Source organism: Vibrio gallaecicus, assembly GCF_024347495.1.
Lineage (GTDB): Bacteria > Pseudomonadota > Gammaproteobacteria > Enterobacterales > Vibrionaceae > Vibrio > Vibrio gallaecicus.
Window position 1 is genome coordinate 1471533 of sequence record NZ_AP025490.1, and the last position, 14249, is coordinate 1485781.

Genomic DNA, 14249 nt, shown 5'->3' on the forward strand with positions numbered 1-14249 from the left:
GTTTTAGTTATTTAGTGAGCGCTGACGCTGGCTCTAATGGTTTATTTTGTTTTTTTACTAATGGCTGTGGTGACTCTTGATATTCAGTACTTATGTACAGATCTTTCATGAAACAGTAAGCCATAACGATTAAGACTATTGAGAATGGCAGTGCCGCTGCAATTGAGGCCGCTTGAAGCCCTTCTAGTCCACCAGCCATTAGCAATATGCCGGCGACAAGCCCTAATCCAGCCCCCCAAATTATGCGCATCTTAATTGGTGGGTGGTTACCGCCCATCGACAAAATAGTACATATTACTAAGGTTGCGGAGTCGGCAGAGGTAACAAACCAAGAGATAATCATTAGTGTTGCCAGCGCCGCCATTGGCCATGTTAGCCACTGAACGTTAAGAGCTTCGATTGTGCTGTAAAGGACCATTGTTAGGTTTTCGTTTACAACTGAAGTTAGGTCACTCTCGGTGTATAATTCTAAATAAGTCGCGGTTCCGCCCATAATGGTTATCCATGTAAAGGCACCAAGTGTGCTTGCTAGAACGCCGCCTAACATCAGTTCACGAATCGTTCTTCCTTTTGAAATACGAGCGATGAAAATACCAACATATGGACCCCAGCTTAACCACCATGCCCAATAGAAAACGGTCCACCAGCCTTGCCATTGACGCTCAGGTTGCGGGTCGACCCAAAGAGACATTCCAATAAAGCTAGCTAAGTAGTCACCCATATTCGTAAAGAAGGTGCTGAATAGATAAACGGTAGGACCAGCGATTAGGAAGAATCCAAATAGGATGCAACTAATTCTCACGTTCCACTGGCTAAGTAACTTAATGCCTTTTTGAAGACCAGACACTGCCGAAAAAGTGGCGATTGAACCGACAACTACAATCAAGATCAATTGGTTAACTGAGTTAATCTCTATTCCAAATAAGTAGTTAAGTCCGGCATTCATTTGGGACACACCAAGACCAAGTGTCGTGGCAGTACCAAACAAAGTGCTAAATATTGCGAGTAGGTCTACCGCATGACCAATTGGTCCATAAATACGGTTACCTAATATTGGGTAAAGAGCGGAACGAATAGTAAGAGGTAGCCCTTTTCTATACGCGAAATACGCTAAGATTAAACCCACTAATACGTAAACACTCCAAGCATTTAGACCCCAGTGAAAAATAGTTATACGCATTCCAATCTGGGCTGCTTCTGCTGTACTAGCCCCCACATTTGCCATTTCTGCAAACGGGTTTCCTTGGATATAAGTTAATGGTTCAGCGATGCTCCAAAACATTAATCCAGTACCTACAGCGGCGCTAAACAACATAGCAAACCAAGTAAAGTTGTTGAATTCCGGCCTGTCTGAATCTTTCCCCAAACGTACTTTGCCAAATTGACTAAATGTGACCCATACGGAGAACACGAATATTACGGCAACGGCTCCGATGTAGTACCAACCAAGGTTGGTGGTGATCCAGCTTTTCACACTACTATAGACTGTATTCGCTAAGTCAATTTGTAGAACTGAAAAGAGGACAAATGCTGATACCATCGCCAATGAGGCAATGGTCATAGTTTGGTTAACGCCTTGAAATATTCCTTGTTTGTTAACCATGTTGCGATTGGAATTCATAGCAGGATTGCTCCTTTACACGCTGTATGATTGCATCTTAGATAAACTGCAGCAGCCCTCAGACTACATTACCCTTAGATACCCTTTTTATATCGTCGACCAATTCCTTGGCTGACTCGTCATTTGACTTATTGGTATACCATAGCATTAAAAATTCGCACATCAACCGTTTTAATTAACATGGTTTTAACATTGTTATTTATTTAAGTATTTGATATTTAATATTAATATGTAATTTTGTTAATGTTTTTACAATTAAAAAGAATGTAAGTGATGTTTTGTTTTGTGATCGTTGTTGATATTTTAAACAAAATGATATTTAGTGTTTAAGTGGTTTTTATTGTCTTATATGGTTGTTTTTTAAGGTTAAAAAGGATTTATGTCATGGTTTTATACTATTCATATAAGACTAAAGTCATTTCTTTTTATGTGAAAAGTTTGGTATACCATAATACAGGTTGAGCGATGGCAATCTTTCTATCGCTTTAAGACATATATGTAAGAAGGAAAAATCAATGGCTTTTAATATCCGCAAGATCTGCACTTATATTGAAGAAACTCGCATAGAAGGCGGCAAAGTAGGTGATAAGCCAGTAATGATGGCAGCAGTAGCCGTTGTTATTGAGAACCCATGGCATGGAAGAGGCTTTGTTGAAAACCTACGCCCTGAAGTGACAGAGCACTGTTCTGATTTGGGCGCTCTTATCGTGGACAAGTTAGCAGGTGTTATGGGCGGGGCTGAAAACATAGAAGCTTACGGAAAAGCTGCAGTCGTAGGTATGGAAGGTGAAATCGAGCATGCTTCGGCGGTTATCCATACATTACGTTTTGGTAATCATTATCGTGAAGCGGTTGATGCTAAAAGTTATTTGAGTTTTACGAACAAACGCGGCGCTGGTGGTACATCAATTCAAGTGCCTATGATGCACAAAGATGATGAAGGGCTTCGTTCTCACTACGTTACGCTTGAAATGAAAATTGAAGACGCACCAGCAGCAAATGAAATTGTTGTTGTTTTGGGAGCTTCTGATGGAGGGCGTGTACACCCTCGAATTGGTAATCGATATATTGATCTTGAAGAGCTTGCTCAAGAGAAAGCCGCTAAAAATCAATAATAAGGAATCGAAATGGAGAGCATGAAATTAGTTGATGGAACCAGCTACTTTTCATGTGGAGATGGCGAAACAGTCATCTTCATTCATGGTGTAGGTTTGGATAAATCAATGTGGGGCGGTCAAGTTGCTGGGCTAGCTAAGCAGTACCACATTATAGGTTATGACATGTTAGGGCATGGCGATAGTCCAGAACCTCAAAGTAGAGACACAATTGAGGCTTATGCCGAGCAGCTTGAGCGCTTAATTAAAGGTCTCAAAATCGATAAACCAATAACGGTAGTAGGTTTCTCGATGGGGGGATTAGTTGCACGTGCTTTTGCATTGAAATATCCACATAGAGTGGCTCGATTGGTGATTTTAAATAGCGTTTTTAATCGCACAGAGCAGCAACGTAGAAATGTACTTTTACGATGCAAAGATGTCGAGAAATTTGGACCTGGAGCTAACGTTAACGCTGCAATTGAGCGCTGGTTCAGTCAGGAATACCGAGGAGCTAACCCTGCGCAAATAGACGCATTTACTCAGCGTATTATCACAAATAGTAAAAATGGTTATCTACATACCTATAAGTTATTTGGCGAGAGTGATAATCATGGCGTTTCAAAATTAAGCGGGCTGGATGTGCCTACTTTAGTGGCGACTGGTGAGCTTGATATAGGTTCTACGCCGGAAATGGCTCATGGCTTGGCGTTACATTTACCCAATGCAAAAGTGATCGTACTTGAACAACAACGTCACATGATGCCCGTTGAATCACCACAAATAGTGAATAGTATGCTTCTTCGTTTTTTTGAAGAGCAGAAGCTAAAGAATCAAACAAAAGAGACATTACAGGAGTTTGCAAATGGCGCTTGAACAATTTCAAATGTTAATTCACGGAGAGTGGGTTTCAGCAAATACAGGTAAAACGTTCGAAAGTATTAATCCTGCTAATGAACAACCTTGGGCAACATTCCCATATGCTGATGAACAAGATGTAGACCAAGCGGTACGTTCAGCGCATCAGACATTTTTATCAGAAGGCTGGTCTTCAACTACGCCAGCACAACGAGGCAAACTCCTTCGCCGTTTAGGTGATTTAATTGCTGAGAATAAAGAGCAACTGGCACAGCTTGAAAGCCGAGATAACGGAAAGTTGATCCGAGAAACGTTGGGACAAGTTAGCTACCTGCCTGAGTTCTTCTATTACTTTGCTGGCTTAGCCGACAAAGTAGAAGGCGAAACCTTGTCTCTCGATAAATCCGATATGTTTGCTTATACCGTGCGTGAACCGTTAGGGGTTATTGCTGGAATCATTCCTTGGAACTCTCCTTTGTATTTAACTGCAATCAAGATTGCTCCAGCGCTTGCTGCCGGAAATACAGTTGTACTAAAGCCTTCAGAACATGCATCAGCTACGTTACTAGAGCTAGGTCGATTGGTGTTGGAAGCAGGTTTCCCGCCTGGTGCCGTTAACGTCATTACTGGATATGGTTTACCTTGTGGCTCCGCATTAACTCGTCACTCTCTTGTTCGTAAGATCGCATTTACTGGCGGTAGCGAAAGCTCTAAACATGTAATCAGAAACTCAGCAGAAAACTACGCCAAATTGTCTTTAGAGTTAGGCGGAAAATCACCAAACATTATCTTTAACGATGCCAATATTGATAGTGCTGTGAATGGTGCCGTTGCCGGTATTTTTGCAGCCGCGGGTCAAAGCTGTGTATCAGGCTCTCGCCTGTTAGTGCAGCAAGATATTTATGATGAATTTGTCGCTAAGTTGACTGCACGAGCTGAAAAAATTGTTATTGGTGATCCTTCAAAGGTGGAAACGGAAATGGGGCCGATGGCAACGCAGGCTCAACTTGAAATCGTCGAGCGTTTTGTTGATATCGCACTGACTGAAGGTGCCAAACTTCGCACTGGTGGCAAGCGTCCAGACATCACTCCGGGGTGGTATTACACTCCAACCATCTTAGAGTGCACTGATCACAACGCCACGGTAGTCCAAGAAGAAATATTTGGTCCTGTAGCTACGGTTATTCCATTTGCAGACGAAGCAGAAGCATTAAAGCTAGCCAACGACAGCAAATACGGGCTCGCAGCGGGCATTTGGACTGAAAACCTAGCTAAGGCTCACCGTATGATTAAAGGCATTCGCTCTGGAATTGTATGGGTGAACACGTACCGAGCTATCTCTGCTTCAGCGCCTATTGGTGGTTACGGACAAAGTGGATATGGACGAGAGTGCGGTAGTGACTCGATTAATGAATTCACACAGTTGAAAGCTGTTTGGATAAATACTTCATCAGAGCCAATGGCTGACCCATTTACTATGCGTTAAGAAAGGAATCATCATGACAACACAACAACAAATCGATCAGGCTGTTTCGCCAGAATTGTATAAAAACATCATGGGTCAGTTTCCAACAGGTGTGACTGTAATTACGGCTTATAACGACCTTGGTGATGTTGTAGGTTTTACCGCCAGTGCATTTAGTGCGCTGTCTATGGATCCAGCTTTAGTTTTAGTGTGCCCAAGCTACACCTCTGATTCGTATCCGGTGATTCGTGATACCAAAAAATTTGCGATTCATATTTTGGCTGATGACCAGCAAAGCATTGCTTACCAATTTGCAAAAAAAGGCATAGATAAATCAGAAGGGTTGGATATCAAACAGAGTAAACATGGTGTGCCTGTGATTGAAGGTGCATTGGCTGTACTCGAGTGCACCTTGTGGAATGACTACCCAGGAGGAGACCACGCTATATTGGTTGGCCAAGTCGTGAATGCTGAACTCGCTAATACTGACCAGAAGCATCCTTTGCTTTATTGCCGTAGCAAGATGGGTTCGTTACCCGAAATGAATTAAACGGTTTGGATAGTTAGCTCGATGTGAAAATATTTAGCAGATCCATATTGAGATTAAATTGAAATAGGCAGTGAGGTTTTCGGTGAAATTATTGGATTCAAACTTATTAAAGCAGACTTGTTACATTGCAGGACAATGGGTAGAAGCTGAGGATGGTGCCACCGTTCCTGTATACAACCCATCTACTGGTGACATTATTGCGACTGTTCCAGAGCTTGGTCAGAAGAGCACGTTATTAGCGATTGCAGCGGCAGAGAAAGCGCAGAAATTATGGATGAAAAGAACGGCTAAAGAGCGTTCAGTTGTTTTGAAGTGTTGGTATCAACTGATTATTGATAACACTGATGACCTTGCGTCGATTCTCACTTCAGAGCAAGGCAAGCCATTTTTAGAAGCCAAAGGCGAAATTGCGTATGCAGCCAGCTTTATTGAGTGGTTTGCAGAGGAAGCAAAACGCAGTTATGGCGAAGTTATCCCTAGCCACAAGCCTAACTCTCGCCTTGTTGTAAGTAAGGAACCGGTTGGTGTTGTGGGGGCGATAACGCCGTGGAATTTCCCAGCAGCAATGATTACCCGAAAGTGTGGTCCAGCTTTTGCCGCAGGTTGCGCAGTTGTGTTGAAGCCAGCACCAGAAACCCCACTTACGGCATTTGCATTAGCGGAGCTTGCTGAAAGGGCTGGTATACCATCAGGTTTGTTTAACGTGATCACGGGTAATGCCATCGAGATCGGAGGCGCACTAACTCAAAGTAAGAAGGTGAAGAAGATCTCATTCACCGGGTCTACCGCAATAGGCAAGTTATTGATGGAGCAATCTGCTTCAACAGTAAAAAAACTGTCATTAGAACTCGGCGGCAATGCCCCATTCATCATTTTCGATGATGCTGATCTAGATGCTGCCGTAGATGGCGTCATGATCGCCAAGTTTCGAAATGCTGGTCAAACTTGCGTGTGCGCCAATCGCTTATTTGTCCATGATGCGGTTTATGATCAATTTGCAGAGAAGCTGATTTCACGAGTTGCGGAACTACGAGTTGATGATGGCTTTGTTCCTGGCTCAATGATCGGTCCATTAATCAATAAAGCCGCTGTTGAAAAAGTGCAAAGTCATATTGATGATGCAATAGCTAAAGGTGCGAAGCTCGCTTTTGGTCAAGCTCAGCCTGCTGGCACTAACTTTTTCCCACCACAGATCTTAACTGAGGTTAATGACGACATGCTAGTGGCGCGAGATGAAACTTTTGGTCCGTTAGCGGCTCTGTTTAGGTTCAAATCTGATGATGAGGTTATCTCTCGTGCAAACGATACAGATTCAGGGCTCGCAGCTTATGCGTATACGCGTTCTTTACAGCGTGCATGGCGAGTTAGTGAGGAGCTGGAAGCCGGTATGGTTGGAATCAATGAAGGGCTTATCTCAACTGAAGTGGCTCCTTTCGGTGGAGTAAAAGAATCGGGTCTTGGTCGAGAAGGTGCACGCCAAGGGCTAGATGACTACTTGGAAACAAAATACGTAATGATGGGCGGCTTATAAGCTGATATATCGAAATTCAAGTACGTGAAAATAGAATTTTAAAGGAAAAAGTAATGAGCGATAAATTCGAAGAAGGTTTAGCTATTCGTCGTCAGGTATTAGGCGCGGAATATGTGGATGCATCCATTGAGAATGCTACGGATTTTACCATGCCAATGCAGGAGTTGGTGACGAAGTATTGTTGGGGAGAGGTCTGGGGGCGTGACACCTTACCGCTTAAAACTCGAAGTATGATTAATCTTGCAATGATCACAGCTTTGAATCGTCCACATGAACTGAAATTGCATGTTCGTGGCGCACTAAACAATGGCTGTACGACAGAAGAGATTCGAGAAGTCTTACTACAAACTGCCATTTATTGTGGTGTACCAGCCGCTATCGATGCTTTCCGTACCGCAAAAGAAGTCATTGACGAGTACGAAGGTTAGCCTCTCAAGATTTGTTAATGACTTCGAAATCGCAGTAAGCATGGATAGGGTATAAAGGAGGAAGGTATGTTGCATAAAACGATTAACTTTTGTTCACAGTGCGGAAGTGACAAGGTCCTGATGCAGGTACCTTCCGGCGATACGCACCAAAGACCTGTGTGTCAGGAATGTTCACATGTTGTGTATCAAAACCCCACTGTAATAGCGGGCTGCATTATAGAGCACGAAGGTAAGTTTTTACTTGGTAAGCGGGCCATTGAACCGATGAAAGGGAAGTGGAGTATTCCTGCTGGGTTTATGGAAAATGATGAAACTGTTGAGCAAGCTGCAGTTCGAGAAGTACTAGAAGAAACAGGCGCAACAGTGGACGTACTCGGTCCTTATTCAATTTTTAGCGTACCTCAAATGAACCAGGTTTATATTATCTTCCGTGCAAGGTTTGTTAGCTTTCAACATCCATTTGGTGATGAAACTGAAGAGATCAATTTTGTGACTAAAGATGAAATACCTTGGAATGATCTAACTTACCCAGCAATAGGGCAAATATTGAGTCGTTACATTAATGAAGAAGACTACGGTCAATTTGGTTTGTATATGGGATGTTATGAACAAGGAATCATTCACCCATTTGGTAACGCTAACCTTTGCTTAAATTAAATATAGAACAAACGTAATACAGTTCAGAGGACATAACATGGCGATAAGTGACATCGAAGCAATCATCGAAGATATTCGATTAGGAAAAATGGTTATCTTGATGGATGACGAAGGTCGAGAAAATGAGGGCGATCTTGTTATGGCTGCCGAGAGTGTGACGCCTGAACATATAAATTTCATGGCTCGAAAAGGATGTGGGTTGATTTGTTTAACTTTAACGTCTGAACGTTGCGCACAGCTTGAGTTACCAATGATGGTTGAGAACAGCACAGATCCTCAAGGTACAGGTTTTACTGTCACTATCGAAGCCGCAGAAGGTGTCACTACCGGAATATCCGCTCATGATCGTTCACATACTGTCCTTACCGCCGTGCGTAAAGGTGCCAAGCCGTTAGATTTAACGCGTCCTGGGCATATTTTTCCACTTAAAGCGCGTGACGGCGGTGTATTGGTCAGAGAGGGGCATACTGAAGCGGGGTGTGATTTAGCTCGCCTAGCAGGGTTTGAACCTGCCAGTGTGATTGTCGAAATCATGAATGAAGATGGCACAATGGCAAGACGACCTGAACTTGAGATTTATGCGCAAAAGTACGGATTAAAGCTAGGGCTGATTTCTGATTTGGTTGAGTATAGAAAACGTACTGAAATGCCTTTGTTTACAGCAACAATCAATTCGTTTGAGAATGTTGTAAGCCCAAAAGTGCACTGAGCTACGTTGGCACTTATGATCTTTAAATTGAAACAATTCGTGACGCTTATGGATTTGGATGATAAAAGTATCAGATTAGTGAAAGTCATCAGTCGTGGATATCAAAATTAGCCAACATAAAAATACTCTATCGTTTGACCGAATCAGTCGAGTGCTTAGTTTCATCCATTCAAACTTAAATGCTCAGTTGACGTTAGAAGACATAGCGAAAAAAAGCTGTTGGTCTCGCTGGCAGCTTCAAAGAGTGTTTCAAGCTGAAACAGGAATGACAGTTGCGAACTATGTTCGAGAACTGAGGTTAAGCCAAGCAGCGGAAGCCTTGCTAGACACGTCTGAACGAATTATTGATATTGCTTTAAATTTGGGCTTTAACTCTGAAATCAGCTTTAGCCGCTCTTTTAAAAACATGTTTGGTGCTAGTCCGAGCCAGTACCGAAAAGCAGGGCAACGAGTCGGATTAAAGAAACCAATTGGTATGACGAAGAGCTTTGAACCTATCGCTTCTAGTGCGTTACGTTTTGTTGAAGTTCGAATTGATACCAAGGAAGCGTTCGTCGTTAAAGGGCTTAAAACGGAAATTAGTGGGCTGTTCTCTTTGTCTCCTGATTTTGCACAAAAAGTGCCTCAATTATGGTCTTTACTTGAATCTGAATTACGTAGTGAAGATAAAGCCAGCTTAAGTGCAGTTGGAGTTATCGATATGACTCAAGCTAATTTTGATGGTACAAACATAAGGTATTTGGCTGGAGTTGAACAACAAACGTTGATTCCACTGGCACTTGGTATGGCGCTCGATGGCTCAATTTCGAAACAATTAGAAATCATGACTGTGCCTGCACAAACTTACGCGGTTGTTAAACATAAAGGAATAATCAGCGATTTACCTCATACTCTGAGCTGGTTTCTTTTGAATTGGTTACCAAATTCCGGTTACCGAGGCGTGGACGGGTATGAGCTAGAAATATACCCGAAAGATTTTGATATCGTAGGTACTAACTCAGAGATGGAATACTGGGTGCCAATCATAAAAGTGTGATTGGCTTATTTCAGTGCAATTGGTTTGTCTCAGTGGGAAGTGTCTTTCTATTGATATAGCTTCTTATCAGTTTTTCTTTAGTTTGTTTCGTTTACTCGTTTTTATTTCGTATCCTATTCACCTATTCACCTATTCACCTATTCACCTATTCACCTATTCACCTATTCATGTCTTTACTCAGTCCTGCATTATCGATAAATGATGCTTATTTAATGAGCGTTTAATAAATTCTCCGTCAACATGCACCAAATTGTTAATTATCTTCGTTCTGAATACATACAATGCAAATGAGATTTATTACTATTTGCATAAAGTTTGGTATCGAGGGAAACATGAAGATCAACACTCGTTTTAAGTATTCATCGCTTGCATTAGCACTGCTCAGTGCTCTTTCTACTCAAGTTCAGGCTGAAGAAGCATATTCATCGGCTGAAAAGAACATTGATACAGTGACAATTTTAGGGAAAGCATATCGAAATACCGCGACTAAATCGGCTTTAGAGCCAGAAGAAACACCGCAGGGTATTACGGTCATTGACAGTGAACAACTTGAACAACGTGGTGTGAAGTCTTTAAACCAAGCGCTTCGTTATGCTCCGGGTGTTGTGACAGAGCAAAAAGGAGCATCGGTGACGATGTACGATACATTTTCAATTCGAGGCTTTAGCAATAACCAAAGTTATTATGATGGCTTAATTTTACCGTTCCTGACGGGTTGGAACTTACAGCCACAAATTGACCCTATTGCCTTGCAACAAGTGGAGATCTTCAAAGGTCCTACATCTGTACTTTATGGAGCGATGCCCCCTGGCGGTATGGTCAATATGATCGCTAAATCCCCGCAGGCAGAAGGCTCGACAAGAGTTGGCTTAGCGGCAGGTACTAACAATTTAACGGAAGTTTCGATAGACACTTCCGGGCAAATAGGAAGCAGTGACTTCTCATATCGTTTAGTCGCTTTGGCTCGTAAGAAAGATAGCCAAGTGGACCACGCTGAAGAAGAACGCTATGTGATTGCTCCTTCTTTAGATTGGCAAGTATCTGACAAGACACTGATTAACTTTAATCTTTACTATCAGAATGACCCATCAATGGGGACGAATTCTGCAATGCCATTAGAAGCGATTAAGTTCCATGAACCATCAGTTTCAATGGGAGATAAGAATTGGAGTACATTTGATCGTGAAGTCATAATGCTTGGCTATAAGGTCAATCATGAGATAAACAACAACTGGACCTTCCTGCAGAATGCTCGATATGCCGATGCTTCGTTAACTCAAAAGAATACCTACCATAGAGCAACGAATTTTGACTCGACTACTGGTCAATTAATTCGAAACGTTTATAGCACAGAAGAAGATTCTCAAAGTTTTACTATTGATAATCAAATCACTGGTGCGGTTATGTTGAGTGGACTTGAACATAACTTATTGTTTGGTGTGGATTACATGAAGCTGTCGGGTGACTCTCTGTATAACGAATACACAGCTAATGCCGCATTCTATGGGTTTGATGCGTACAACCCTAACAATGACTTGTTAGACCCGAGCCAGCTCCAAGAAAATTACAAAGAAACTCACGATATCACAACTCAGCAGTTGGGCTTCTATTTCCAAGATCAAGTGAGATACGATTCGCTAATCTTACTTGCTGGTGGTCGCTATGATCTATTTGAAGCTAGTGATGATAAGAGCAGTGTACTCCCAGCTTATGATGGCAAAGATGAAGCGGATCATGACCAGTTTTCATATCGAGTTGGCGCATTATACGAATTGGATAATGGTTTCTCCCCATTTGTTAGCTATGCCACTAGCTTTGAGCCAGCAGCAGGGTCAGACATTAACGGCAACGCTTTAAAACCGCAATTGGGTGAGCAAGTAGAAGTAGGGGTGAAGTACTTATCGCAAGATATGTCACAAGAGTTAACGGCTTCGTACTTCCATATTACAAAAACAGATGCTATTGCCGCTGACCCATCTGATCCTTCATACCGAGCAAAAATTCAATTAGGTGAAGTAAGGTCTCAAGGAATGGAGCTTGAAGGTCGTTGGTCGGTGACTGAATCATGGGACATGAATGCAAGTTATACCTATCTTGATATGGAAATCACGGAAGACTCTAATCAGAGCTTAGTGGGCACGACTCCAATTTATGTACCTGAGCATGCTGCAAATCTTTGGAGTAACTACTTTGTTTATGGTGGTGTTTTAGATGGAGCAAGAGTTAGCGCGGGCGCACGTTATATTGGTGAAATGCAAATGGATGCTGCGAATACACAAGGTAAGGTACCATCTTACACAGTTGTTGATGCATCGATTGGTTATGATTTAGGTTCAGCAAGTGATTCTTTATCTGGCGCTACAGCGAACCTGGTTGTTACAAACTTATTCAATGAAGAATACTATACCTGCTATGACCAATCTAACTGTTGGTTTGGCGCTGAGCAATCAGTTGAACTTAATGTAAATTATGAATTTTAGTCAACTTTAACGAATTCATAATGTATTAATCAGTTTTCAGTTAAACGCTATTAATTAGTAGCATTTACTTCGTAGTAATTAATAGCATTCAGTTCGCAGGAAATTTAAAGCAGCCAATTTGGCTGCTTTTTCTGTTCTCCCATTTGGTATCCGAAACTAGTTTTTATAGGCTCACCAGTATTAAATATTTTGTCTAATACAATGCTTAATAACACTTCAGTAAAGGATGAGTAATAGGTGAGTAGGTTAGTATTGATTAGATTTATAATCGTTAAATAAATCGCACCACAGAATGTTAAATACAGCTCAAAATTGAAAGCAGGTAGGCAGAGACTTCGACCTTAGTGAGATAAAGTAGCGCCAGTTATCTGTTACTGAAGTGGCAGTCATGATGCTTTGTTTCGATTTTGGAGTTTGAAATGACAGAAAAAGAAAAAATGCTCGCGGGTCTTCCTTACGATGCTTGGGATGAAACATTACTAAAAGACAGAATGAATGCCAAGGCTGCGTGTCATCGATTCAATTTGGCTGATCCCGTAAAATTAGATGAACGAATGACAACATTAAAAGAGCTAGTATCGTTTGACGGCCAAGCTCATATGGAGCCTAATTTTTTCTGTGACTATGGATACAACATCAAAATAGGCAATAATTTCTATGCCAACCACAATCTGACTATTGTTGATGTGTGTGAAGTATCTATCGGTGAGAATGTAATGTTTGGCCCACATGTAATGATCTCAACAGGCACTCATCCTCTTGATCCAATCGAGCGTCAAAAAACAGAATACGGCGCGAAGATATGCATAGGTAACGATGTGTGGGTTGGCGGGAATGCTTCTATTCTACCGGGTGTTACGATTGGTAATAATTGTGTAATTGGCGCAGGTAGCGTTGTTAACAGAGATATACCTGATAACAGCGTAGCGGTTGGAAACCCATGCCGAGTAATCAAATCGGTATAAGCTGTTCTAGAAGATAGAAAAATGGCACTCGTAATGAGTGCCATTTTTTGTATCAAACTTAATTTCATCAATGAAAGCGAAATCAGTTGCAGTCGGTAACTTTAGCTAGGCTTTGCAATACTTTCTAACTGAAGTACAGGAGCCGCATCAATATCTTCGGCGTTCATCATTGAAGATACACGCTGCATTGAAGAAAGGAGCAAGCTTTGTTCCCATGCATCGAGATTCTGAAATTTGTTTACAAAGCTGTCTTGTAACGGCTGTGGTGCATTGCTCAGTAGCTCTTTACCTTTTTCCGTTAGATTCGCATGTACTTTACGGCGATCTGATTCACTACGAACGCGCTGTACATAGCCATTATGTTCTAAGCGGTCGATAATTGTAGTCGTAGTCGCTTGGCTCACATTCGTATGGTTCGACAATTCTTTGATTGTCACATTATGCATTTCTTGGATAGCACGCATCAAAATAAGCTGAGGACCTGTTAATCCATATTCTTTGCTTAGTTTTTTTGAATGTAAATCGATAGCTCGAATTATCTGGCGGATAGCGACCAGAATTTCTTCATGTTTTTCCAAGAGACAGACCTTTGTATAAATGCACAATTGATGGGTTTACAACGTTCGCTTCGAAGACGTGAATAATGAGAAGTGTTGGAACTTTTCAAAACGGTAAGACGATGATGTGCTGAACTGTAAACTTTCAGATAATTTTATTAATTTCCGCATTGTACTTATGTTCAGACTATTCTCAATCTTTTCTATGCACCAATCACCATCTCACTCCACAAGACAGAACAAAACAATGTAATGTAAATGTTATGTCACTCGAATAATTCCTGTAGAACGGCATTCT

12 protein-coding genes and 1 pseudogene are annotated in these 14249 nt (G+C 41.7%); 11 read left to right on the plus strand and 2 right to left on the minus strand.

What is annotated here, in order from left to right; translation table 11 throughout:
• Nucleotides 1–7: 7 nt before the first annotated feature.
• Nucleotides 8–1621: a BCCT family transporter gene (locus OCU78_RS06525; RefSeq protein ID WP_137372735.1), complete on the minus strand. Its 1614-nt coding sequence runs from the start codon at nt 1619–1621 to the stop codon at nt 8–10.
• Nucleotides 1622–2136: 515 nt separating this feature from the next.
• Between OCU78_RS06525 and OCU78_RS06530 the strand changes: the two genes are divergently transcribed.
• The 11 genes and pseudogenes from OCU78_RS06530 (at nt 2137) to OCU78_RS06580 (ending at nt 13394) form a co-directional block, all read left to right on the plus strand.
• Nucleotides 2137–2736, plus strand: a complete 600-nt coding sequence (locus OCU78_RS06530) for an amino acid synthesis family protein (protein ID WP_137372736.1) — start codon at nt 2137–2139, stop codon at nt 2734–2736.
• Between the two features lie 12 nt (nt 2737–2748).
• On the plus strand, nt 2749–3591 hold the full coding sequence (locus OCU78_RS06535; protein WP_240701709.1) for an alpha/beta fold hydrolase: 843 nt from the start codon (nt 2749–2751) through the stop codon (nt 3589–3591).
• Complete coding sequence (locus tag OCU78_RS06540; RefSeq protein ID WP_137372737.1) at nt 3581–5059, plus strand: aldehyde dehydrogenase; 1479 nt, start codon at nt 3581–3583, stop codon at nt 5057–5059. The genes OCU78_RS06535 and OCU78_RS06540 overlap by 11 nt, the downstream gene beginning before the upstream one ends.
• Before the next feature lie 13 nt (nt 5060–5072).
• Nucleotides 5073–5588, plus strand: coding sequence for a flavin reductase family protein (locus tag OCU78_RS06545; protein ID WP_137372738.1), 516 nt, complete (start codon nt 5073–5075; stop codon nt 5586–5588).
• An 82-nt stretch (nt 5589–5670) separates the two neighbouring features.
• On the plus strand, nt 5671–7119 hold the full coding sequence (locus OCU78_RS06550; protein ID WP_137372739.1) for an NAD-dependent succinate-semialdehyde dehydrogenase: 1449 nt from the start codon (nt 5671–5673) through the stop codon (nt 7117–7119).
• A gap of 53 nt (nt 7120–7172) precedes the next feature.
• Nucleotides 7173–7547, plus strand: a complete 375-nt coding sequence (gene pcaC, locus OCU78_RS06555; RefSeq protein WP_137372740.1) for a 4-carboxymuconolactone decarboxylase — start codon at nt 7173–7175, stop codon at nt 7545–7547.
• A gap of 66 nt (nt 7548–7613) precedes the next feature.
• Complete coding sequence (locus OCU78_RS06560; protein WP_137372741.1) at nt 7614–8204, plus strand: NUDIX hydrolase; 591 nt, start codon at nt 7614–7616, stop codon at nt 8202–8204.
• Nucleotides 8205–8241: 37 nt separating this feature from the next.
• Nucleotides 8242–8850: pseudogene (gene ribB / locus OCU78_RS06565) on the plus strand (3,4-dihydroxy-2-butanone-4-phosphate synthase); the annotation flags it as partial.
• Nucleotides 8851–9007: 157 nt separating this feature from the next.
• Nucleotides 9008–9949: an AraC family transcriptional regulator gene (locus OCU78_RS06570; protein ID WP_137372743.1), complete on the plus strand. Its 942-nt coding sequence runs from the start codon at nt 9008–9010 to the stop codon at nt 9947–9949.
• Nucleotides 9950–10281: 332 nt separating this feature from the next.
• Nucleotides 10282–12429 carry a TonB-dependent siderophore receptor gene (locus OCU78_RS06575; RefSeq protein ID WP_137372744.1) on the plus strand — a complete coding sequence of 716 codons (2148 nt, stop codon included), beginning with the start codon at nt 10282–10284 and terminating at the stop codon, nt 12427–12429.
• 419 nt (nt 12430–12848) lie between these two features.
• On the plus strand, nt 12849–13394 hold the full coding sequence (locus tag OCU78_RS06580) for a sugar O-acetyltransferase (protein ID WP_137372745.1): 546 nt from the start codon (nt 12849–12851) through the stop codon (nt 13392–13394).
• 101 nt (nt 13395–13495) lie between these two features.
• On the opposite strand, the gene OCU78_RS06585 is transcribed toward OCU78_RS06580, so the two are convergent.
• Nucleotides 13496–13972, minus strand: coding sequence for a MarR family winged helix-turn-helix transcriptional regulator (locus tag OCU78_RS06585; RefSeq protein ID WP_137372746.1), 477 nt, complete (start codon nt 13970–13972; stop codon nt 13496–13498).
• Nucleotides 13973–14249: the final 277 nt, after the last annotated feature.